This is a genomic window from Streptomyces sp. NPDC050564 (assembly GCF_044457265.1).
GTDB lineage: Bacteria > Actinomycetota > Actinomycetes > Streptomycetales > Streptomycetaceae > Streptomyces.
Map to the genome: position 1 here is coordinate 37,443 of NZ_JBITGS010000002.1, position 22,035 is coordinate 59,477.

At 70.7% G+C, this 22,035-nt stretch carries 22 protein-coding genes; 6 read left to right on the plus strand and 16 right to left on the minus strand.

The window, feature by feature from the left end:
- Positions 1 to 147 precede the first annotated feature (147 nt).
- Positions 148 to 2,673, minus strand: a complete 2,526-nt coding sequence (locus ACIBK0_RS03690; protein ID WP_399075213.1) for an ATP-dependent Clp protease ATP-binding subunit — start codon at positions 2,671 to 2,673, stop codon at positions 148 to 150.
- Between the two features lie 448 nt (positions 2,674 to 3,121).
- Between ACIBK0_RS03690 and ACIBK0_RS03695 the strand changes: the two genes are divergently transcribed.
- Positions 3,122 to 3,715: an SCO3374 family protein gene (locus ACIBK0_RS03695; RefSeq protein ID WP_399075215.1), complete on the plus strand. Its 594-nt coding sequence runs from the start codon at positions 3,122 to 3,124 to the stop codon at positions 3,713 to 3,715.
- Here ACIBK0_RS03695 and ACIBK0_RS03700 read toward each other — a convergent pair.
- From ACIBK0_RS03700 to ACIBK0_RS03745, 10 genes are all read right to left on the minus strand, one after another.
- Positions 3,694 to 4,029 carry an Lsr2 family protein gene (locus tag ACIBK0_RS03700; RefSeq protein ID WP_399075217.1) on the minus strand — a complete coding sequence of 112 codons (336 nt, stop codon included), beginning with the start codon at positions 4,027 to 4,029 and terminating at the stop codon, positions 3,694 to 3,696. The two genes, ACIBK0_RS03695 and ACIBK0_RS03700, sit on opposite strands and share 22 nt — an antisense overlap.
- A gap of 225 nt (positions 4,030 to 4,254) precedes the next feature.
- Complete coding sequence (locus tag ACIBK0_RS03705; protein ID WP_399075219.1) at positions 4,255 to 4,812, minus strand: amino-acid N-acetyltransferase; 558 nt, start codon at positions 4,810 to 4,812, stop codon at positions 4,255 to 4,257.
- Between the two features lie 9 nt (positions 4,813 to 4,821).
- On the minus strand, positions 4,822 to 5,226 hold the full coding sequence (locus tag ACIBK0_RS03710; protein ID WP_399076027.1) for a BlaI/MecI/CopY family transcriptional regulator: 405 nt from the start codon (positions 5,224 to 5,226) through the stop codon (positions 4,822 to 4,824).
- Positions 5,227 to 5,542: 316 nt separating this feature from the next.
- Entirely contained in the window at positions 5,543 to 5,722 is a 180-nt protein-coding gene (locus ACIBK0_RS03715) for a hypothetical protein (RefSeq protein WP_399075221.1), read from the minus strand.
- Positions 5,723 to 5,736: 14 nt separating this feature from the next.
- A complete protein-coding gene (locus ACIBK0_RS03720) occupies positions 5,737 to 6,345 on the minus strand; it encodes a hypothetical protein (protein WP_399076029.1) in 609 nt (202 codons plus the stop codon).
- A 276-nt stretch (positions 6,346 to 6,621) separates the two neighbouring features.
- Complete coding sequence (locus tag ACIBK0_RS03725; RefSeq protein ID WP_189188525.1) at positions 6,622 to 7,419, minus strand: type III pantothenate kinase; 798 nt, start codon at positions 7,417 to 7,419, stop codon at positions 6,622 to 6,624.
- A gap of 5 nt (positions 7,420 to 7,424) precedes the next feature.
- On the minus strand, positions 7,425 to 8,459 hold the full coding sequence (gene nadC / locus ACIBK0_RS03730; RefSeq protein ID WP_399075224.1) for a carboxylating nicotinate-nucleotide diphosphorylase: 1,035 nt from the start codon (positions 8,457 to 8,459) through the stop codon (positions 7,425 to 7,427).
- 5 nt (positions 8,460 to 8,464) lie between these two features.
- Entirely contained in the window at positions 8,465 to 10,258 is a 1,794-nt protein-coding gene (locus tag ACIBK0_RS03735) for an L-aspartate oxidase (protein WP_399075226.1), read from the minus strand.
- Positions 10,255 to 11,247 carry a pantoate--beta-alanine ligase gene (gene panC / locus ACIBK0_RS03740; protein WP_399075228.1) on the minus strand — a complete coding sequence of 331 codons (993 nt, stop codon included), beginning with the start codon at positions 11,245 to 11,247 and terminating at the stop codon, positions 10,255 to 10,257. The genes ACIBK0_RS03735 and panC overlap by 4 nt, the downstream gene beginning before the upstream one ends.
- On the minus strand, positions 11,244 to 12,164 hold the full coding sequence (locus ACIBK0_RS03745; protein ID WP_399075230.1) for a Rossmann-like and DUF2520 domain-containing protein: 921 nt from the start codon (positions 12,162 to 12,164) through the stop codon (positions 11,244 to 11,246). Before ACIBK0_RS03745 ends, panC begins: the two co-directional genes overlap by 4 nt.
- A gap of 171 nt (positions 12,165 to 12,335) precedes the next feature.
- Here ACIBK0_RS03745 and ACIBK0_RS03750 point away from each other — a divergent pair, with 171 nt between their 5' ends.
- The gene (locus ACIBK0_RS03750; RefSeq protein WP_399075232.1) at positions 12,336 to 13,568 is read left to right on the plus strand and encodes a threonine aldolase family protein; all 1,233 of its coding nucleotides are present in this window, start codon (positions 12,336 to 12,338) and stop codon (positions 13,566 to 13,568) included.
- Here ACIBK0_RS03750 and ACIBK0_RS03755 read toward each other — a convergent pair.
- Positions 13,558 to 13,770, minus strand: a complete 213-nt coding sequence (locus ACIBK0_RS03755) for a hypothetical protein (protein WP_399075234.1) — start codon at positions 13,768 to 13,770, stop codon at positions 13,558 to 13,560. The genes ACIBK0_RS03750 and ACIBK0_RS03755 overlap by 11 nt on opposite strands.
- 178 nt (positions 13,771 to 13,948) lie before the next feature.
- Here ACIBK0_RS03755 and ACIBK0_RS03760 point away from each other — a divergent pair, with 178 nt between their 5' ends.
- Positions 13,949 to 15,055 (plus strand): DUF5937 family protein, encoded by a 1,107-nt coding sequence (locus ACIBK0_RS03760; protein ID WP_399075236.1) that lies wholly within the window; start codon positions 13,949 to 13,951, stop codon positions 15,053 to 15,055.
- A 100-nt stretch (positions 15,056 to 15,155) separates the two neighbouring features.
- On the opposite strand, the gene ACIBK0_RS03765 is transcribed toward ACIBK0_RS03760, so the two are convergent.
- The 3 genes from ACIBK0_RS03765 to ACIBK0_RS03775 form a co-directional block, all read right to left on the minus strand.
- Positions 15,156 to 15,788: an AAA family ATPase gene (locus tag ACIBK0_RS03765; RefSeq protein WP_399075238.1), complete on the minus strand. Its 633-nt coding sequence runs from the start codon at positions 15,786 to 15,788 to the stop codon at positions 15,156 to 15,158.
- Positions 15,789 to 15,869: 81 nt separating this feature from the next.
- Positions 15,870 to 16,541 carry a response regulator gene (locus ACIBK0_RS03770; RefSeq protein ID WP_399075241.1) on the minus strand — a complete coding sequence of 224 codons (672 nt, stop codon included), beginning with the start codon at positions 16,539 to 16,541 and terminating at the stop codon, positions 15,870 to 15,872.
- Between the two features lie 94 nt (positions 16,542 to 16,635).
- On the minus strand, positions 16,636 to 17,841 hold the full coding sequence (locus ACIBK0_RS03775) for a sensor histidine kinase (protein ID WP_399075243.1): 1,206 nt from the start codon (positions 17,839 to 17,841) through the stop codon (positions 16,636 to 16,638).
- A gap of 118 nt (positions 17,842 to 17,959) precedes the next feature.
- On the opposite strand from ACIBK0_RS03775, the gene ACIBK0_RS03780 reads away from it, so the two are divergent.
- The gene (locus ACIBK0_RS03780) at positions 17,960 to 19,015 is read left to right on the plus strand and encodes an SAM-dependent methyltransferase (protein ID WP_399075245.1); all 1,056 of its coding nucleotides are present in this window, start codon (positions 17,960 to 17,962) and stop codon (positions 19,013 to 19,015) included.
- On the opposite strand, the gene ACIBK0_RS03785 is transcribed toward ACIBK0_RS03780, so the two are convergent.
- Positions 18,980 to 20,131, minus strand: a complete 1,152-nt coding sequence (locus ACIBK0_RS03785; protein ID WP_399075247.1) for an NADH-quinone oxidoreductase subunit D — start codon at positions 20,129 to 20,131, stop codon at positions 18,980 to 18,982. The genes ACIBK0_RS03780 and ACIBK0_RS03785 overlap by 36 nt on opposite strands.
- Before the next feature lie 31 nt (positions 20,132 to 20,162).
- Between ACIBK0_RS03785 and ACIBK0_RS03790 the strand changes: the two genes are divergently transcribed.
- Positions 20,163 to 20,657 carry a PH domain-containing protein gene (locus ACIBK0_RS03790; protein ID WP_399075249.1) on the plus strand — a complete coding sequence of 165 codons (495 nt, stop codon included), beginning with the start codon at positions 20,163 to 20,165 and terminating at the stop codon, positions 20,655 to 20,657.
- Positions 20,654 to 21,988: a PH domain-containing protein gene (locus ACIBK0_RS03795; protein ID WP_399075251.1), complete on the plus strand. Its 1,335-nt coding sequence runs from the start codon at positions 20,654 to 20,656 to the stop codon at positions 21,986 to 21,988. Before ACIBK0_RS03790 ends, ACIBK0_RS03795 begins: the two co-directional genes overlap by 4 nt.
- The last annotated feature ends 47 nt before the right edge of the window (positions 21,989 to 22,035 follow it).

The following is a 22,035-nucleotide window of genomic DNA, read 5'->3' on the forward strand; positions in this document are numbered from 1 at the left end:
TGCGCCATGTCACCGACGGCATAGATCCCGGTGCCCGGGAATGTGACGCGGGCTACGTGAAACCGGGACCCCTCCAAACCCAAAAGGGGCTGCCCCAGGACCGAAGTCCTGGGGCAGCCCCTTTTGTTCAGGCGAGCGCCGTGGCGCCTACGCCTCCTTGCTCAGGTTGGGACCGGCCCCACCCGCGGCCTGCTCGATCGGCGGGACGTCGGGGAGTGCCGACTTCTCCTCACCTCGGAAGGTGAAGGTCTTGGCCTCGCCCTCGCCCTCCGTGTCGACGACCACGATGTGGCCCGGACGCAGCTCGCTGAAGAGGATCTTCTCCGAGAGCGCGTCCTCGATCTCGCGCTGGATGGTCCGGCGCAGCGGCCGGGCGCCCAGAACGGGGTCGTAACCCTTCTTCGCGAGCAGCGACTTGGCGCTCGGGCTGAGCTCCAGACCCATGTCGCGGTCCTTCAGGCGCTCGTCCACCTTGGCGATCATGAGGTCGACGATCTGGATGATGTCTTCCTCGGTGAGCTGGTGGAAGACCACCGTGTCGTCGACACGGTTCAGGAACTCCGGGCGGAAGTGCTGCTTCAGCTCGTCGTTGACCTTGTTCTTCATCCGCTCGTAGCTGGACTTCGTGTCACCCGCGGCGGCGAAGCCGAGGTTGAAGCCCTTGGAGATGTCCCGGGTGCCGAGGTTGGTCGTCATGATGATGACCGTGTTCTTGAAGTCCACGACCCGGCCCTGGGAGTCGGTCAGACGACCGTCCTCCAGGATCTGCAGCAGCGAGTTGAAGATGTCCGGGTGGGCCTTCTCGACCTCGTCGAAGAGGACCACCGAGAACGGCTTGCGCCGCACCTTCTCCGTCAGCTGGCCGCCCTCTTCGTAGCCCACGTATCCGGGGGGCGAACCGAAGAGACGCGAGACCGTGTGCTTCTCGCTGAACTCCGACATGTCGAGGGCGATGAGCGCGTCCTCGTCACCGAAGAGGAACTCGGCGAGGGTCTTCGACAGCTCCGTCTTACCGACACCCGAGGGGCCGGCGAAGATGAACGACCCACCGGGGCGCTTCGGGTCCTTCAGACCCGCTCGCGTACGACGGATCGCCTGCGAGAGCGCCTTGATGGCGTCCTTCTGGCCGATGACCCGCTTGTGGAGCTCGTCCTCCATGCGCAGCAGACGCGAGGACTCCTCCTCGGTCAGCTTGAAGACCGGGATGCCGGTGGCGGTCGCGAGGACCTCGGCGATCAGCTCGCCGTCGACCTCGGCGACGACGTCCATGTCGCCGGCCTTCCACTCCTTCTCCCGCTTGGCCTTCGCGGCCAGGAGCTGCTTCTCCTTGTCGCGGAGGGAGGCGGCCTTCTCGAAGTCCTGCGAGTCGATCGCGGACTCCTTGTCGCGGCGCACGCCCGCGATCTTCTCGTCGAACTCGCGGAGGTCCGGCGGAGCGGTCATCCGGCGGATGCGCATCCGGGAGCCCGCCTCGTCGATCAGATCGATCGCCTTGTCGGGCAGGAACCGGTCCGAGATGTAGCGGTCCGCGAGCGTCGCGGCCTGGACCAGAGCCTCGTCCGTGATGGAGACGCGGTGGTGAGCCTCGTAGCGGTCGCGCAGGCCCTTGAGGATCTCGATCGTGTGGGGGAGGGAAGGCTCCGCCACCTGGATCGGCTGGAAGCGGCGCTCGAGGGCCGCGTCCTTCTCGAGGTGCTTGCGGTACTCGTCGAGCGTCGTCGCACCGATGGTCTGCAGCTCGCCACGGGCCAGCATCGGCTTCAGGATCGAAGCCGCGTCGATGGCGCCCTCGGCGGCACCCGCACCGACCAGCGTGTGGAGCTCGTCGATGAACAGGATGATGTCGCCGCGGGTGCGGATCTCCTTGAGCACCTTCTTCAGGCGCTCCTCGAAGTCACCGCGGTAGCGGGAGCCGGCGACCAGGGCGCCGAGGTCCAGGGTGTAGAGGTGCTTGTCCTTGAGGGTCTCGGGCACCTCGCCCTTGACGATGGCCTGAGCGAGGCCCTCGACGACGGCGGTCTTGCCGACGCCGGGCTCACCGATCAGGACCGGGTTGTTCTTGGTACGGCGGGACAGCACCTGCATGACCCGCTCGATCTCCTTCTCGCGCCCGATGACCGGGTCGAGCTTGGACTCACGAGCGGCCTGGGTGAGGTTCCGGCCGAACTGGTCGAGAACCAGGGACGTGGAGGGGGTGCCCTCCGCAGGACCGCCGGCGGCGGCCGTCTCCTTGCCCTGGTAGCCGGAGAGCAGCTGGATCACCTGCTGCCGCACCCGGTTGAGGTCTGCGCCCAGCTTGACCAGGACCTGGGCGGCGACGCCCTCGCCCTCACGGATCAGGCCGAGCAGGATGTGCTCCGTGCCGATGTAGTTGTGGCCCAGCTGAAGGGCCTCGCGGAGCGACAGCTCCAGGACCTTCTTGGCACGGGGGGTGAAGGGAATGTGGCCCGAGGGCGCCTGCTGGCCCTGGCCGATGATCTCCTCCACCTGCTGGCGGACCGCCTCGAGCGAAATCCCGAGGCTCTCCAGGGCCTTAGCGGCGACACCCTCACCCTCGTGGATCAGGCCCAGGAGGATGTGCTCGGTGCCGATGTAGTTGTGGTTGAGCATCCGGGCTTCTTCCTGAGCCAGGACGACAACCCGCCGCGCGCGGTCGGTGAACCTCTCGAACATCGTTAATCGCTCCTCAGAGCGGTCAGGCAGTGAGGGGACGCTCCCCTCGCTGTCCTTCCGCAGCTTAGTCCCGCAAGCGGGGACCGCTCATTCCAACTGCCGACACCGTCCTTGGCCTCCTGACCCCGAACGCCGACATATGCTCCAACCTGATGGTGCGAGACGATGTTCCCGCAGGCCAGGCAGATACCCTCACCATCTGTACGCCGATGGCGAACGCGAGATGCCCGATCCATGCGTGTCGCCCCTCCCACTAGGGATGTCTTACCCGTACGCACTGACACTCCATGCGGCGCACACCGGTTCCCTCCGCTATGGGCGAACATCCTTGCGCCGCCGAACACCTCCGCACGCCCCCTGTTCCGGCACTCTGTGTACTCGCCGGAATACTCAGCGTAACTCTGGAGCTCTTCCGGCTGTTGCTCCTGGCATGGTTCCCACGGTTCCCATGGTCCCTCTCCCTCGTCGACCGCTCGACTCGAGTGATCCAGTACAGCGGTGGTACGAGAACGAACTGGGCTGGGCGGCAGTGCCCGGGCCGCCGACGCGGCTCGTCACGGGCCTGCGCTTCGACGTGCTGGAGGTGCCGGCGGAGGCGGGACGTGCGGCGCTGCGGCATCTGGGCCCGGCGTCTCCGGTGGCCTTGCAGGGGAACCGGATGCGACTCCTGGTGGCCGCGGGCAGCGCGGACGAACTGCCGGGGCTGCTCGAGTGGCTGGAGTGGGGCGCCGTCGCGCTGGATCTCACGGCGATCGGCGCGGGCGGGAGCGTCGAGGCTCCACTGCCACCGGGAACGGCCGGGGCTCCCCGCCCTTTGGGCATGCCCGCACTGTCCACTGTCCCGGAAAACTCACAGGGGGCCGCCGTGTGGCTGCGGCCCCCCGAATTCGGGTGCGAGGTCGAACCCTCGCTGCCGACACTGTCGGCCGTGGGGGGCGGTGGGGGCGCCCCCGATCTCGTACGACTCGTGGACACGATGGCAACGCAGTGCCATCGGGTAAGGCTGCGGCAAGCGAGCGCTCAGCCGTTGGCCTTCTCGTAGGCCTCACGAATGGACGCGGGAACTCGACCACGGTCGTTGACCTCGTAGCCGTTCTCCTTCGCCCACGCGCGGATCTGCGCGGTGTCCTGGCTGCCACCGGAAGCGACGCGCGCCTTTCCGCGTCCACCCGAAGCGCGGCCTCCGGTACGACGACCACCCTTCACGTAGGGCTCGATGAGGCCACGGAGCTTGTCCGCATTGGCGGTCGTGAGATCGATTTCGTACGTCTTGCCGTCCAGCGCGAACGTCACGGTCTCGTCCGCCTCGCCACCGTCGAGGTCGTCGACAAGAAGGACCTGAACCTTCTGTGCCACCGGATTTCCTTTCATCGATAACTTCAGGGCCGGGGGTCTGCGGCGTCCGCCGTTTCACCGTCCCCTGTTATATGCAGTACTGCAGTACGTCGGAAAGCAAACCGCTTTTGACTGAAAAACACAAACCCCTGGGTGAGACTCACAGGGCACTGGCAGACCGGAAACGTGCGCGTTTCGGACATAGGGAACCTGGGCAAGCCTGTCCGCCGGAATAGCCGTCGGCGATCACAGATGCAGAAGCATCCGGCTGTTGCCCAAGGTGTTCGGTTTCACTCGTTCGAGACCGAGGAACTCCGCCACGCCCTCGTCATAGGAACGCAGGAGCTCGGCGTAGACATCGGTGTCGACGGGTGTCTCGCCGATCTCCACGAAGCCGTGCTTCGCGAAGAACTCGACTTCGAAGGTCAGACAGAAAACTCGTCGAACACCGAGCCAACGGGCGGTCTGCAGCAACTTCTCCAGCAACTGATGACCGACACCGAGGCCCTTGACCGCGGGGTTCACCGCGAGAGTGCGGACTTCCGCGAGGTCTTCCCACATCACGTGCAGCGCACCGCAGCCGACCACCTCGGCGTTGTCGTCGCGTTCCGCGACCCAGAACTCCTGGATGTCCTCGTAAAGCGTCACCGTCGCTTTGTCGAGCAGGATGCGGCGCCGGACGTTCGCATCAAGGAGGCGGCGTACGGCCGGGACATCGCTGGTCCTGGCCCGGCGGACGGTGATGGCTTTTGCTGCGGCTTCGGGATGCTCTGCGGGAACCTCTGCGGGATGCTCTGCTGGCATGAGCGGACGCTATCGTCCGGCGTCACCCTCGGTGGCGGCGGGGTTCTCGCCCACCGGGTTCTCCGGCGCGGGCGTTTCGGCGCGGGTTTCCGGTCCCTGGACCATACGCACGGCATCGCTGAGGGCTTCGCGCTGTTCCGGGGACATCATGCCGAAGAAGGCGACGAGAGCGGCGGCGGGGTTGTCGCTCTGCGACCAGGCATCGTTCATCAGTGCGGCCGCGTAGGCGGCACGTGTGGAGACCGCCTCATATCGATAGGCCCGGCCTTCCGCCTCACGGCGCACCCAGCCCTTCTGATGGAGATTGTCCAAAACGGTCATCACCGTGGTGTACGCGATGGACCGTTCCTGCTGAAGGTCTTCCAGGACTTCTCGAACGGTCACCGGGCGGTTCCACTTCCACACCCGCGTCATGACCGCGTCTTCGAGTTCTCCCAATGGGCGAGGCACAGCTCAGAACAATAGTGGGAGATCACCAACAAAAAGGGCGTACGACTCGAAAAACGTATGAGTCGTACGCCGTCTTACGTGGAAGAGGGTGCGGCAGCGGTCGGTGCGGCCGCCCCCGGGGTCCTGGTCGACCTGCCCGCCCGCAGCCCGCCTGCCCGTCGGCCTGCGGGTTTGCGGCATGCGGCTCTGCGGCCTGCGGGTCTACGGCATGCCGCTCTGCGGCCTACGGGTCCGTCGGCCCGGCGGGTCTGCCGGCCTGCGGGTCCGTCGTCGGCCGGGCTCAGACCTCGGTGTCGCGGGAGGCCTGGCGGGCGCTCTCCGCGCGCGCCAGGGCGGCGTCGACGACCGCGTCCTCCTTGGCCTTGTTGGCCCCGCCCTGGGTCTTCACGATCGTCACGATCAGCCCGATGAAGAACACGGCCATCACTACGGGGGGCACGAGCGCGGAGACATAGTCCATGCCCTCCAGAGTAGCTAGCCCGCCGCGAGCTGCTGAGGCGGGTTCGCCGGTGGCGGCGCGGTCTTGCGCTTCGGCGGGAACACCTCGCCCGGTGTGGGGATGGGCCGGTCCGGACGCGGGGATTTGACCGGACGGTGCGGCTGGGGCTCGGCGGCGGGCTTCTCCGCCGGCTTCTTGGCGGGCTCCTCCGATGCCAGGCCTCCGGGGAGAGCCAGCAGTCGGGTGCGGGACGGGGGCACCATCTGGGTCGTGCGGCCCGCCAGGCGGGCGCGCACGTCCCGTTCGGCAAGGGCCCTGCAGCGGTCCAGGAGGTCGGCCGCCGCGGGGTTGCCGCTCAGGGCACGAAGCGCGGCGAGGTCGTCGGGGTGCGGCCGGTAACCGGCGCCGAGCGCCTCCTCCAGGAGGGCGAGGTAACCGCCGGTGGCGCCCGGCAGGGCGGCGCGGTAGCGGGCGAGGTCGGCCAGCAGGAAGGCCCGGAGCCTGGCTCCCTCGCGGGCCGCCTCGTCGACGGACTCGGCGAGACGGAGGCATTCCTGGACGTCGTCGGCCGAGGCGGGGCTGGGGTGCAGGGCGAGGGCGAGAGCGCGACGGAGCACACGCAGCTCCTCCGCACCGAACGCCATTCCGCCGCGGGATCCGTATGGCGTGGGCATGCGCCGACGATACGCGCTAATCAGACAAAATCCGCATAGCGGGCGTACGCGGCGCGTCTCCCTCTGGGTGCGGCGGGAGGGGTTTTCGCCCCCTCCGCCCCTACCCGTCCCGTACCTGGGGGCTCCGCCCCCAGACCCCCGTATCGCGCTGACGCGCTCGTTCTCAAAAGCCGGACGGGCTGAAAATCTCCAGCCCCGGCCGGCGAAAGTTCAGCCCCTCCGGCGTTTGAGGAGCGGGCGAAAAACCTACGTGCGCGACACGTTCCGCTCGTACACCAGCCGCAGTCCGATCAGTGTCAGCCACGGCTCGTGTTCGTCGATGACCGAGGCCTCGCCGAGGACCATCGGGGCCAAGCCGCCCGTGGCGATGACGGTGACGTCGTCGGGATCGTCGGCGAGCTCGCGGGCCATCCGGTTGACGACCCCGTCGACCTGCCCGGCGAACCCGTACACGATGCCGGCCTGCATCGCCTCGACGGTGTTCTTCCCGATCACCGCCCGCGGCCGAGCCAGCTCGATCTTGCGAAGCTGAGCACCCCGCACACCGAGCGCCTCCACGGAGATCTCGATACCGGGCGCAATGACACCACCCGCGTACTCCCCGCGCGCGGACACCGCGTCGAACGTCGTCGCCGTGCCGAAGTCGACGACGATGGCGGGGCCCCCGTAGAGCTCGACGGCGGCCACCGCGTTGATGATGCGGTCGGCGCCGACCTCCTTGGGGTTGTCCATCAGGATCGGTACGCCGGTCTTGATGCCGGGTTCGACCAGTACGGCAGGGACGTCGCCGTAGTAGCGACGCGTGACCTCGCGCAGCTCGTGCAGGACGGACGGGACCGTCGAGCAGATGGCGATGCCGTCGATGCCGTCTCCGAGCTCTTCGCCGAGCAGCGGGTGCATGCCCATGAGGCCCTGGAGGAGCACGGCGAGCTCGTCGGCCGTGCGGCGGGCGTCCGTGGAGATCCGCCAGTGCTCGACGATCTCCTCCCCGTCGAAGAGGCCGAGGACGGTGTGGGTGTTGCCGACGTCGATCGTGAGGAGCATCTGCCCTACTCCGCCTCGTCCGTCGAGGCCACGTCCGCCGATGCGTCGTGTGCCGAGACCTCGTCCGGCGTGGCCTCGCGCAGGTCGAGGCCGATGTCCAGGATCGGCGAGGAGTGCGTGAGGGCGCCCACGGCCAGGTAGTCGACGCCCGTCTCCGCGTAGGCCCCGGCGTTGTCCAGGGTGAGCCGGCCCGAGGCCTCCAGGAGGGCGCGGCCGTCGACGAGGGCGACGGCCTCCTCGCACTCGACGGGCGTGAAGTTGTCCAGAAGGATCAGGTCGGCGCCCGCGTCCACGACCTCGCGCAGCTGGTGCAGGGTGTCGACCTCGACCTCGATCGGAACCTCCGGGAAGGACTCCCGTACGGCCTTGAAGGCCTGCGCCACGCCGCCCGCGGCGACCACGTGGTTGTCCTTCACCAGTGCGGCGTCCGAGAGGGACATGCGGTGGTTGACGCCGCCGCCGCAGCGCACCGCGAACTTCTCCAGGGAGCGCAGGCCCGGCGTCGTCTTGCGGGTGTCGCGCACGCGGGCCTTGGTGCCCTCCAGAGCGTCCGCCCACGCACGCGTGGCGGTCGCGATGCCGGACAGGCGGCAGAGCAGGTTCAGCGCGCTGCGCTCGGCCGTCAGCAGGTCGCGGGTGCGGGTGGTGACGCTGAGGAGCTTCTGGCCCGCCTCGACGCGGTCGCCGTCGTCGACGTGCCGCTCGACCGCGAACTCGTCGGTGCAGACCACGGAGATGACCGCCTCGGCCACCCGCAGCCCGGCCACGACGCCCGCGTCCCGGGCGGTGAAGTCGGCGGTGGAGACGGCGTCCTCGGGAATGGTCGCGACGGTCGTCACGTCCACCCCGTGGTCGAGGTCCTCCTGGATGGCCACGTTCGCGATGTCCTCGACCTCGAGGGGGTCGAGACCGGCGTCGGCGAGGAGCTGGGCGAGCGCGGGGTCGAGGCCGCACTCCATGTACTCGTCCGTGTCGGCGCCGCAGCCGCAGCCGTCGCCGCAGCCGCCGCTCTGGGCGAGGGGAAGGTCGGGGGTGCTCACTGCTGTCACTGCTCCTGGGGACGGGGCTCGAGCGCCGGCTGGGGCATGGGGGTCCCCCCTGCTCGAGCGAAGCCGAGGGCTTGGGGGACGGTCGGGGGGAAGTCTGCTGTGTCGGTGGTGTGCACGGCGAGCGTCCGATCGGGATTCAGCCGTACGACGATGTGGCGGCGCCAGACGGTGTCGTCCCGGTCGGCGTGGTCCTCGCGCCAGTGGCAGCCGCGGGTCTCCTCGCGCGTGCGGGCCGCGGCGACCAGGACCCGGCCCACGCACAGGAGGTTGGTGGCCTCCCAGGTGTCGACGCCGGGCTCGGAGGTCTTGCCGTTCTCGTCGAGGGCGTCGCGCGCCTCGGTGTGCAGTTGCTGGAGCCGGTCGGCCGCCTGAGCGAGGGACTCGGCCGACCGCAGCACGCCCGCGCCGTCCGTCATGATCCGCTGGATCGTGAACCGGGACTCGGGGGCGAGCAACGGGTGCGCGGGCGTCTCGGGGTGCGGGACCGGTACGGGCACGCGCGCGTGGAGGCCGTTCTCCGCCTGGCTCTCCGCGATGTCGACGGCGATGCGCTCGGCGTAGACGAGGCCTTCCAGGAGGGAGTTCGAAGCGAGCCGGTTGGCGCCGTGGACGCCGGTGCAGGCGACCTCGCCACACGCGTACAGGCCCGGCACCGTGGTGCGGCCCCGCGCGTCCGTGCGAACGCCTCCTGAGGCGTAGTGGGCGGCCGGGGCGACCGGGACGGGCTCGGTGACCGGGTCGATGCCATGGGCGCGGCAGGCGGCCAGGATCGTCGGGAAGCGGTGCTCCCACATGTCGGCGCCGAAGTGCCGGGCGTCGAGGAACATGTGCTCGGCGTCCTGCTCCTGCATACGGCGCATGATGCCCTTGGCGACGATGTCCCGGGGTGCCAGTTCGGCCAGCTCGTGCTGCCCGACCATGAAGCGCACGCCGTCCGCGTCGACCAGGTGGGCGCCCTCGCCGCGTACCGCCTCGGAGACCAGCGGCTGCTGGCCCTCCGCGTCCGGGCCCAGGAACAGCACCGTCGGGTGGAACTGCACGAATTCGAGGTCGGAGACCTCGGCGCCCGCGCGCAGGGCGAGCGCCACGCCGTCGCCCGTGGAGACCGACGGGTTGGTGGTCGCCGAGAAGACCTGGCCCATGCCGCCGGTCGCGAGGACCACGGCGGGGGCGTGTACGGCTCCCACGCCGTCGTGCTGGCCCTCTCCCATGACGTGCAGGGTCACGCCCGCGGTGCGGCCGTCGGCGTCCGTGAGGAGGTCCAGGACGAGCGCGTTCTCCACCGTGCGCAGACCGCGCGCGCGTACCGCCTCGACCAGGGCGCGGGAGATCTCGGCGCCTGTCGCGTCGCCGCCCGCGTGCGCGATGCGGCGGCGGTGGTGGCCGCCCTCGCGGGTGAGTGCCAGCTCGCCTTCGGTGGACTCGTCGAAGTGGGCGCCGGTGGCGATCAGGCGGCGTACGGCGTCGGGGCCCTCGGTGACGAGGATGCGTACGGCCTCCTCGTCGCACAGGCCCGCGCCCGCCACCAGGGTGTCGTCGAGGTGCTGCTCGGGGGTGTCGCCGTCGCCGAGGGCCGCGGCGATGCCGCCCTGCGCCCAACGCGTGGAGCCGTCGTCGAGGCGCGCCTTGGTGACCACGACGGTCTTCAGGCCCGCGGCCTCGCAGCGCAGGGCCGCGGTGAGTCCCGCGACCCCGGAGCCGACGACCACGACGTCCGCGGTGAGGGCCCAGCCGGGGGCGGGAGCGTGCAGTCGTATGCCAGTACCTGTACCTGTGCCATTGCCGGTCACGAGGCGGCTCCGAAGGTGAGGGGGATGTTGTCGATCAGCCGGGTCGTCCCGACCCGGGCGGCGACGGCGAGAACCGCCTCGCCGGTGAAGTCGTCCTCGACCTCCGTGAAGTCGGACGGGTCGACCAGAGTCAGATAGTCCAGGACCAGCGGCGGCTGCATACGGGCCGCCTCGTCGAGGATCAGCCGGGCGGCCGCGCGTACGCCCATGGGGCCGCCGGGGGCGGCCTTGGCGACGGCGTGCGCGTCGGCCGCCGCGCGGGACTCGCCTATGGCACTGAGGGCCTCGGCACGCGCGCGCGTGGCGGGCACTTCGCGGGCACGCGCGCGCAGCGCCTCCTGCGCGGCGTGCCGGTCGCGGCCGGCGAACAGGGCCTGCGAGAGGGCCAGGGCGGTGCGCCGGTCCTCGGTCGAGAGGTAGCGATTGCGGCTGGAGAGGGCGAGCCCGTCCTCTTCGCGCACGGTGGGCACGCCGACGATCTCCACGCCGAAGTTCAGGTCGCGCACCATGCGCCGGATCAGGGCGAGCTGCTGGGCGTCCTTCTGCCCGTACAGCGCCACGTCCGGCCGGGTGAGGTGCAGCAGCTTGGCGACGACGGTGAGCATGCCGTCGAAGTGGCCGGGGCGCACGGCCCCCTCCAGGCGTTCGCCCATGGGGCCCGCGCTGATCCGGACCTGGGGCTCGCCGCCCGGGTAGACCTCGTCGACGGAAGGGGCGAACACGACGTCCGCGCCCGCCTGTTCGGCGATCTTGAGATCGGCGTCGAGGGTGCGCGGATAGCGGTCGAGGTCCTCGCCCTTTCCGAACTGGAGCGGGTTCACAAAGACGGTGACGACCACTTCGCCCTGGTCCCCGGCGATCTCGCGGGCGGTGCGGATCAGTGCGGCGTGACCCTCGTGGAGGGCGCCCATGGTCATCACGACGGCTCGGCGGCCCGCACGCGTGCGGGCGTGCAGATCGTCGGCGGTGCGCAGCAGGACGGTGGTCATCCGGCATCTCCCTCGGTGCCGTTGGCGAGTACCCCGAGCAGGTCCTCGGCGAGTTCCGGCTTGAGCAGTCCGTGGGCGAGCGCGCGATCGGCGGTCGCCCGGGCCATCGCGAGATAACCGGCGACGGTCTGCGGGGCGTGCCTGCGCAACTCGGCGACGTGCGCGGCGACCGTGCCCGCGTCCCCGCGCGCGACGGGCCCGGTGAGGGCCGCGTCGCCCGACCTGAGGGCATTGTCCAAGGCGGCGCCGAGCAGCGGGCCCAGCATCCGGTCGGGGGCCTCCACGCCTGCGGCGCGCAGCAGCTCCATGGATTCGGCGACCAGGGTCACCAGGTGGTTGGCGCCGAGCGCGAGGGCCGCGTGGTAGAGCGGCCGGCTCTCCTCGGCGATCCACTCGGGCTCGCCGCCCATCTCGATCACCAGGGCCTCGGCGGCCAGCCGCAGCTCCTCGGGCGCGGTGACCCCGAAGGAGCATCCGGCAAGCCGCTGTACGTCCACAGGGGTGCCGGTGAAGGTCATCGCGGGGTGCAGCGCGAGGGGCAGCGCGCCCGCCCTGAGCGCCGGGTCGAGCACGCGCGCGCCGTAGCGCCCGGAGGTGTGCACGAGCAACTGGCCGGGCCGTACGGCTCCCGTCTCGGCGAGTCCCTCGACGAGCCCGGGCAGGGCGTCGTCCGGGACGGTCAGCAGCACCAGATCCGCGCGCTCCATGACCTGCGCCGGGGACATCAGCGGCACGTCGGGCAGCAGTTGCGCGGCCCGCCGCTTGGAGGCGTCGGAGACCCCCGAGACGGCCACGGGGCGGTGCCCGGCCAACTGGAGGGCCGCGGCGAGCGCGGGACCGACACGGCCGGCGCCGACAACGCCGACGGTGAGCCGCGCGGGACGGTCCTTGGGGTCTGGCTGTGGGGATGTACTCACTCGACGGCGGCCTTCCGTTCCAGTCCGCTCGGGGTACCGGACGATTTCTCGTCATGTTAACGCGATTGGTTCGACGGCCGTTTGGCTGTCCACAGGCTGTGGGTTTCCGCAGGTCGTGGGAGAGCGGAAATCGGGGTGACCGGTCGGGTGGGCTCGCGACATCATCCAGGGATGAGCGATACGGCGGCAGAGACCGAGAAAGAGCCCGCGGACCAGCCCGTGGGCGGGACGGCCGAGCAGGTCACGCAGGAGACGGCAGAGCTGTCCCCGGAACAGCGATTCGAACGGCGTGCTGTCGTCTGGAGGGCAGCGGAGCGGGTGCTGTGGAGGCCCGGCTACCAGCAGACGATCCGCGAGCGCCTGGCCTGGCTGAACGAGAGCGCCGAGGGCGTGTACGACCTCGACCGGCGGGCGGACATGTACGGCGACGGGATCGTCGAGACGCTGGAGGAGCGGGTCGCGGGTCTGCTCGGCAAGGAGGCCGCCGCCTTCTTCCCCACCGGCACCATGGCCCAGCAGGTCGCCCTGCGCTGCTGGGCGGGACGCACCGGGAACGCGACCGTCGCGGTGCATGCGCTCGGCCATCCCGAGGTCCATGAGCGTCATGCGTTCAGCCAGGTCAGCGGCTTGCGTCCGGTCCGTGTGACCGACCTGCCCCGGCTCCCGACCGCCGAGGAGATACGGGACTTCGACGAGCCCTTCGGGGCACTGATGCTGGAATTGCCGCTCAGGGACGCCGGTTTCGTCCTGCCTTCCTGGGAGGAGCTCTCCGAGGTCACCCAGGCCGCCCGGGAACGCGACGCGGTGGTCCACTTCGACGGGGCCCGGCTCTGGGACTGCGCCACGCACTTCGGCCGCTCCCTGGACGAGATCGCGGATCTCGCCGACAGCGTCTACGTGTCGTTCTACAAGTCGCTCGGCGGCTTCGGCGGGGCGGCGATCGCGGGCCCGAAGACCCTCATCGACGAGGCGAAGGCCTGGCGGCACCGGTACGGCGGCATGATCCTCCAGCAGTTCCCGACGGCCCTGGCCGCGCTCATCGGCCTGGAGCGGGAGCTGCCGCGGCTGCCGGAATACGTGACCCACGCGCGCGTGGTCGCCGCCGCGCTGCGTGAGGGGCTCGCGGAGGCCGGAGTCCCGTGGGCGCGCGTCCACCCCGAGGAGCCGCACACCCATCAGTTCCAGGTCTGGCTGCCTTACGACCCCGACGCCCTCTCGAACGCGGGCCTGCGGCAGGTGGAGGAGACGAAGACCGGCCTCTTTGCGCAGAGCTGGGTCCGTGGCGGCCCGGGGTTGGCGTTCACCGAGGTCACGGTGGCGGCGCCCGGCCTGGAGTGGACGGCCGACGACGTCAAGGCGGCGGTGCGGGACTTCGTGGAGCGGCTGCCCGACGTCAGCAGCTGACACGGCGCCCGTGCAGCCAACGGCCCAGGGCCTCCCGTATCCGGCCGTGGGCCGGGTGCCCCGCCACGACCGCCCGGAACTGCCGGTAGCCACGCAGTTCGCGGGCGACCTGCCAGTCGTGGCTTCCGGGCGCGGGCGGGGCGGGCTCGCCGTGCTGCGCGGCCCGGTAGGCGTCGAGGAAGTACTGCTGGGTGATGCTCATGGCGGTTCGCCTCTCGGGACGAGGGATTGGGATCCGGTAGGCCCGCGGCCCATCCGTCGACTGCTCCGCCGCGGACCGGTCATCCCAGGTTGCGCCTGCTCACGGCGTCTGTCGCCCCGATTGACGGCCGACGTCAATCGGGGCGGCGTTGTCAGTGGCGGAGTGCACCATGGGGGACATGAGCGTGCACATCGACATCACCGGGCTGCGACGGGAGCGGATCGCCGTCGTGCCGTCGCCGCTTGCCGAGCTCGGGATGGCGTTGCATGCCCTGGCCGAGCCCGCGCACCACCCCGGGCTGCAGGGCTGGGCGACCGGCGTGGCCGCGCGGCTCGACCCGCACCTCGCGGACCGGATGTGCGAGGCGGACTTCCTGTGGCGTACGACGTTCTCGGATCTGTTCCTGCCCTGCGCGGGCATCCCGGGCGGGGCCACGCTGCCGGGCGCGACACTCGCCGAGGACCTGGACCTGCTCGACAAGCTCACGGACGAGCAGTTCGTGGACGCGGCCCTGGAGTTCACGTGCGCACTGGCGTACAGCTCGTACGGGCCCCACGCGCTCTCCGACCCGCAGGTGCGCCGGCGTGCCGTGGATCTGGCCGCCTCGCGCGGGCCGCAGCAGACGCGGTTCACCGAGCGGCTGCTGGAGGATCCGCCGCGCGTGCGGGCCTGGCTGAGGCAGTTTTTGGAGGACTGCGACGAGGCCTTCTTCGCCGATTCCTGGTCCCGGCTGCGCCACCAGCTCGCCGCGGACGCCCGCCACAAGACGGCCCTGCTCCGGCACAAGAGCCTGACCGAGGCGCTGACCTCGGTGTCGTCGGCGATCTCGCTGGACGAGAGGGCCGGGCGGCTCACCGTCGACAAGCTGACCGAGGGCCACACGGTCACGACGGACGGCGGCATCCTCCTCGTACCCACCAGCCTCGGCCGGCCTCACCTGATGGTGCTGCACCGGTACGGGTGGCAGCCGGTGCTGCACTACCCCATCGGCTCCCCCGAGCTCGCCGCGCCGCCCTCGGTCGAGCAGCTGACCCTGCGGATGACGGCGCTGTCGCACCCGGTCCGGATGCGGATCTGCCGCCATCTGGCGCGCAGCGCCTACACCACGGGCGAGCTGGCCCAGGTGCACGGGATGACGGCTCCCGAGATATCCCGGCATCTGAGTGTGCTGAAGAAGGCGGGGCTGATCACCACGAGACGCCGGGGCCGGTATGTGCTGCACCAACTGGACGTCGCCGTGGTGGCTCGACTGGGGAGTGACTTCTTGGAAGGCATCCTGCGCTGAGGCCTGGCGGCGTCACGTGCGGTCGGCAGTCCGGCCGCAGCGTCGACAGCCGGCACCTCGCGGACCGTGGACGCTCGCGCCGACAACCGCGGCCCGCGGCTCAGTCGAAGCGAATGTGCTTCGCCCCCGTCCACGCCCGCCGCAGGCGCCCCCGCAGCACGCCGTCCTTGTTCGGCGTGAGCGTCAGGCCCGCCAACACGGCAATGCGGTCGGCCGTCTTGGCGACCGTCGTGTGGTCCGTCCACAAATGCTCGGCGAACTCCGGCTCGCGCAGCCGCTCCAGGCAGTGGTCGAGCTGCTGCACGGCCCAGCTCTCGCGCCGTAGCGGGGCGTCCTTGCCGGCGACGTACTGCAGGAGGTGCCCGAAGCCACGCTCGCGCAGTCGCTTCAGCACGGTCGCGCGCTCGGCGAGGAGCGTGAAGTGCCGTACGTCGTGGCCCAGTTCGCGCAGCCGCCCGACGGTCTCCTCGAAGTAGCGGGGATTCGTGACCGTCATGGGCGCGATGACGACGCCGTCGTGCTTGCCGAGGGCGAGGTCGAGCACCTCGACGACGCCCCGCCGCCAGGACTCCAAGTCCTGGAAATCTCCGCGCAGTTCGGACGGCAGCATGCGGCGCAGGCCGAAACCGGCGTGTTCCGGGTCGCAGACGACGCTGTCGGGCAGCCGCCGCTGGATCTCGTGTGCGGTCTGTGTCTTGCCGCCCCCGAAGGGGCCGTTGATCCACAGGAGCATGGGCAGACCCTAGTGGGCGCCGGTTACGCCGCGGTCACGCCCCCGACGGCTGGACGCCCGCGGCCGTGCCGGGCCACGGAGTCAGCCGTGGCCGCCCGCCCGCACCAGCCCCGTCTCGTACGCGAGCACGACCACCTGCACCCGGTCCCGCAGCCCCAGCTTGGTCAGGATGCGCCCGACATGCGTCTTCACGGTCGCCTCGGACAGGACGAGGCGCGCGGCGATCTCCCCGTTCGACAGGCCCTGCGCGACCAGCACCATGACCTCGCGCTCACGGTCGGTGAGCCGCTCCAGCTCCTTGTGCTCGGGATCCTTGCCGGCGCTGGGAAGCATCGGCGCGAAACGGTCCAGCAGACGCCGGGTGGTGGAGGGCGCGACCACGGCGTCACCGCTGTGCACGGAGCGGATGGCGGTGAGCAGCTCGCCGGGCGGCACGTCCTTGAGCATGAAGCCGGAGGCGCCCGCCTTCAGCCCCGAGAAGGCGTACTCGTCGAGATCGAAGGTGGTGAGTATCAGCACCTTGGGCGGGTTGGGCTCGGAGCAGATGCGCCGGGTGGTCTCGACGCCGTCCAGCTTCGGCATGCGGACGTCCATCAGCACCACGTCGACCGCGGTGGCGCGCAGCACCTGGAGGGCCTCGACGCCGTCGCCCGCCTCGGCCACGACCTCCATGTCCGGCTGGGCGGCGAGCACCATCCGGAAACCGGTGCGCAGCAGCACCTGGTCGTCGACGAGCATGACTCGGATCGCCATCGGGGTCCTCTTCCCTCTCTGTCACAAGCTCCGTGAAAAGCTCTGCCAGAAGTCAAAAACTTGTAAAAGCGGCCAAAGGGTGTCGTTACAGGTGTCAGTGGGCGGGCTTGAGCGGGAGCAGGGCACTGATGCGGAAGCCTCCACCGGGCCGGGGCCCCGCGTCCAGGGTGCCGCCGACCATTCCGACGCGCTCGCGCATGCCGATCAGGCCGTGACCCTGGCCGTCGGCGCCCCCCTCCTCGTACAGCTCGTGGGGTGCGCCCTTGCCGTCGTCCTCGACGAGGAGCCCGAGGCCGTCGTCGAAGTAGACCAGTCGCACGCTCGCGCCCGTGTTCGGCCCCCCGTGCTTGCGCGTGTTGGTGAGCGCCTCCTGCACGATGCGGTACGCCGTGAGTTCTACGCCGCTGGGGAGGGGGCGCGGGGTGCCCTCCACCTTGAAGTCGACGGGAAGGCCCGAGGTGCGGCACTGCTCGATGAGGTCGTCGAGCTGCTCGACATCGGGCTGCGGCACATACTCGCCGCTCTCCTGGTGCTCGCCGGTGCGCAGTACGCCGAGCAGGCGGCGCATCTCGGCGAGGGCCTGGCGGCCGGTTCCGGAGATCGTCTCCAGGGCCTTCTTGGCCTGGTCCGGCGCGGTGTCCATGACGTATGCGGCGCCATCCGCCTGGACCACCATCACCGAGACGTTGTGCGCGACGACGTCGTGCAGCTCGCGCGCGATCCGGGCGCGCTCGGCGGCGACCGCGACCTTGGCCTGCGCCTCGCGCTCCTTCTCCAGGCGAGCGGCGCGCTCCTCCAGCTGGGCGAAGTAGGCGCGACGGGTGCGCAGGGAGTCGCCGAGCACCCAGGCGAGAGCGAACGGCACCGTCTGGAAGACCGCTATCGCGACATGGCCCAGGGCGCTCGTGCCCACCTGCGGCCAGCGCACCTCGGCGAGGGTCGCCGCGCACAGGCCGACGGCCAGCGCGAGCCTGGAGGCCCAGCGCGCGCCGGTCGCGGCGACCGTGTAGACGATCACCAGCATGGCGAAGTCGGCGACCATCGTCTCGACGTCCAGGGCCAGCTGGACCGCCCCGACCGCGCAGGTCAGCAGGAGCATCCTCTCCGGCATGCGGCGGCGCAGCGCGACGACGACGGACAGGACGGCGGAGATCGCGAACGCCTCGGCGAACGATCCGTGGTGGTCCGGGGCCCCGTTGACACTCGAGGCACTCACGCCGGCGAGCCCGAGCAGGACGACGGCCCAGGCGGTGTCGACCCACGTCGGGTGTCTGCGGAGAAAGTCATAGAGGCGCTGCACGTAACCCAGAGTAGGGAAGCACGCCGTGTGCAGGGGTCAACCGGAGGGTCGATCCGTAATCGGCACTCGTACTCCCCAAGGTGGAGGCTCTGCACTCCGTGACGCTTAGCCTGGCCCGGTGAGACGTGAGGCGACGGGCGAGTGGCGGGGTTGGCGTGAGGCGACGGAGGAGGCGCTCTACGGGCCCTCCGGCTTCTACCGCAGGCCCGAGGGGCCCGCGGGTCACTTCCGCACCTCGGTGCACGCGTCGCCCCTCTTCGCGCAGGCCGTGGCCCGGCTGCTGTGCCGCCTCGACGAGGCGCTCGACCGTCCCGACTCGCTCGCCTTCGTCGACATGGCGGCGGGCCGCGGCGAGCTGGTGACCGGCGTCCTCGCCGCGCTCCCCGCGGATGTGGCCTCCCGCGCGCGCGGGTACGCGGTCGAGCGCGCCGCCCGCCCCGCCGGCCTTGATCACCGGATCGAGTGGCTCGCCGAGCCCCCGAAGGGGATCACCGGTCTGCTGTTCGCCAACGAGTGGCTGGACAACGTGCCGGTGGATGTCGCCGAGACGGACCCCGACGGCGAACGACGCCTGGTTCTCGTACGAGGTGACGGAACCGAACGCCTCGGGGAGCCCGTGGAGGGGGCGGACGCTGAGTGGCTGCGGAGATGGTGGCCACTGCCGTCCGAGGCGTCGGCATCCGTGGCTGTGCCGTCCGAAGGGACCCGCGCCGAAATCGGGCTCCCCAGGGACACCGCTTGGGCTTCCGCCGTGTCCACGCTCGACCGGGGACTCGCCGTCGCCGCCGACTACGCGCACTGCGCCGCCGCCCGGCCGCCCTTCGGGACGCTCACGGGCTTCCGGGAGGGCCGGGAGACGGTGCCGGTGCCGGACGGGTCGTGCGACATCACCGCGCACGTGGCGCTCGACGCGTGCGCGCTGCCCGAAGGACGCGTGATGACCCAGCGCACCGCACTGCGCGCGCTGGGAGTGAGCGGCGCACGCCCTCCGCTCGCGCTCGCCTCCACGGACCCCAGCGCCTACGTACGTGCCCTCGCGAGCGCGGGCGCGGCGGCGGAACTCACCGCGCCCGGCGGCCTCGGCGACTTCGGCTGGCTGCTCCAGCCGGTCGGAATCCCGAACGCTCCCCTTGGGGGACTACTTGTCGATGTCCCCGACCACGAAGAACAGTGACCCCAGGATCGCCACCATGTCCGCGACCAGCGTTCCCGGCAGCAGCTCGGTGAGCGCCTGGATGTTGTTGTACGAGGCCGAGCGCAGCTTCAGGCGGTACGGGGTCTTCTCGCCCTTGCTGACCAGGTAGTAGCCGTTGATGCCGAGGGGATTCTCGGTCCACGCGTACGTGTGGCCCTCGGGTGCCTTGAGGACCTTGGGGAGACGCTGGTTGATCGGCCCGGGCGGCAGCTCGGCGAGCCGGTCGAGACAGGCGTCGGCAAGGGCGAGCGAGTTGTGCGTCTGCTCCAGAAGGCACTCGAAGCGGGCCAGGCAGTCGCCCTCCTGGCGGGTGACCACCTTCAGGGTGTCCTGGAGCTCCCCGTACGCGAGGTACGGCTCGTCGCGGCGCAGGTCGAAGTCCACGCCGGAGGCGCGCGCGATGGGCCCGCTCACCCCGTACGCGTGAACGGTCTCCGGCGCGAGGGCGCCCACCCCCCGCGTACGCCCCCGGAAGATCTCGTTGCCGAGCACCAGGTCGTCGTAGACGTCCAACCGCGAGCGCAGCGCCGCGACGGAGGCACGCGCGCGTGAAGTCCATCCGGCCGGAAGGTCCTCCTTGAGGCCGCCGACCCGGTTGAACATGTAGTGCATGCGCCCGCCGGAGATCTCCTCCATGACGTGCTGGAGCTCCTCGCGCTCCGTGAAGGCGTAGAAGATCGGGGTGATCCCACCCAGCTCCAGGGGGTACGAACCCAGGAACATCAGGTGGTTCAGGACCCGGTTGAGCTCCGCGAGCAGCGTGCGCATCCACACCGCGCGTTCGGGGACCTCCATGCCGAGCATCCGCTCGACGGCGAGGACCACACCCAGCTCGTTCGAGAAGGCGGACAGCCAGTCGTGGCGGTTGGCGAGCATGATGATCTGGCGGTAGTCGCGCGCTTCGAAGAGCTTTTCCGCGCCGCGGTGCATATAGCCGATGACCGGCTCCGCGTGCTGGATCCGCTCGCCGTCGAGCACGAGCCGCAGTCGCAGCACGCCGTGCGTGGACGGGTGCTGGGGGCCGATGTTGAGCACCATGTCGGTGCTCTCCGCGGCGCCGCCGATACCGACCGTGGTCTCCGTCGTAGGAGTCATGGGAACAGTCTCTCGTACGTACGCTTGCCACATGGAGACGGGGACCATGGAAAACGCCGATGCGGGCCCGGTCTGGACCGGACTGCCCCCGGGGCTGCTGCGGATGCGACGGCTGCTGCTGGTGGTGTGGCTGGGGCTGCTGACGATCGCCGTGGGGCTGCTGTTCGGGCTGCTCGCCGGACCGGTCTGGGCGGCCTTCGCCCTGCTGCCGCTCGTCCTGATGGCCGGGGGCTGGCGCATGCTCGGGCGCAACTGGCGCTCCTGGCGGTACACCGAGCGCGCGGACGACCTGCTGATCAGCCGGGGTGTGCTGTGGCGCGAGGAGACCGTGGTGCCGTACGGGCGGATGCAACTGGTCGAGGTGACCTCCGGGCCCGTCGAGCGGCACTTCGGACTCGCGAGCGTGCAGCTGCACACGGCGGCCGCGGCGACCGACGCGTGCATTCCGGGTCTCGACCCGTCCGAGGCCGAGCGGCTGCGGGACCGGCTGACCGAGCTGGGCGAGGCACGATCGGCGGGGCTGTGACGACGCCGACGCCGAGCACGGAGGACGCCGTACAGGAGGAGAAGCCGCTGGTCGAGCGGCGACTGCACCCGGTGACGCCGTTCCGGCGGGCCTGGGCGCCCGTCGCCGTGATCGCCGGCTGGGCGGTCCACGACCCCAACCAGGCGCAGGAGCAGCTCACCAGGCTCACGACCACCGCGCTGCTCGTCGGGCTCGCCGTGTTCGTCCCCGGTGCCGCCCTCTACGGCTTCCTGAGCTGGTGGTTCACGCACTTCGCGGTCACCGACACCGAACTGCGCATACGCACCGGCCTGTTGTTCCGCCGCACCGCGCACATCCGGCTCGACCGGCTCCAGGCCGTCGACGTCACCCAGCCGCTGCTGGCCCGTGTCGCGGGCGTCGCCAAGCTCAAACTCGACGTCATCGGAACGGACAAGAAGGACGAACTGGCGTACTTGGGTGAGGGCGAGGCTCGCAAGCTGCGCGCCGAACTCCTTGCCCGCGCGGCCGGTTTCGCGCCGGAGACCGCGCACGAGGTCGGCGAGGCGCCGGTACGGCAGCTGCTGCACGTCCCCGCGCGCGTGCTGGCCGTTTCCCTGGTGCTCACCGGTGCCACCTGGGGCTCACTGGCCGCCGCGCTCGTCGTACCCCCCGTGCTGTGGCTCGCCACCCACAGCGTGTGGACGGTCCTCGCGACCGGGGTGCCGCTGCTCGGCGCGGCGGGCGCGAGCAGTGTGGGGCGGTTCGTCGGCGAGTACGACTGGACGGTGGGCGAATCGCCGGACGGGCTCCGCATCGACCACGGGCTCCTCGACCGTACGCACGAGACGGTGCCGCCGGGACGCGTACAGACCGTACGGATCGTGGAGCCGCTGCTGTGGCGGCGGCGCGGGTGGGTGCGCGTCGAGCTGGACGTGGCCGGGTCGTCGAACTCCGTGCTCGTGCCCGTCGCTCCGCGCGAGGCCGCCGGGTCGGTGATAGCGCGGGTGCTGCCGGGGGTGACGGTGCCGACGTCCTTGTCCCGGCCGCCGCGGCGGGCCGGCTGGTGTGTGCCGTTCTGGTGGCGGGGATACGGGCTCGCCGTCACCGACACCGTCTTCGCGGCGCGGCACGGGTTGCTGCGCCGCAGCCTCTCGCTCGTGCCGCACGCGAAGGTGCAGAGCGTGCGGCTGACGCAGGGGCCGTGGGAACGGCTCAAGGGGGTCGCCGACGTGCACGTCGACACGGGGGCCGACAAGACGGTGACGGCGCGGCTGCGGGACGCCTCCGAGGCGGCGGAGCTTCTTCGGGCCCAGGCCGACCGGTCCCGCACGGGGCGGCGGGAGGCTCGGCCCGATCGGTGGATGGCGTGACGCCTGCCACCCCATGACGCCTGGTTCGTGGGTGCCCCGCGTGGCGG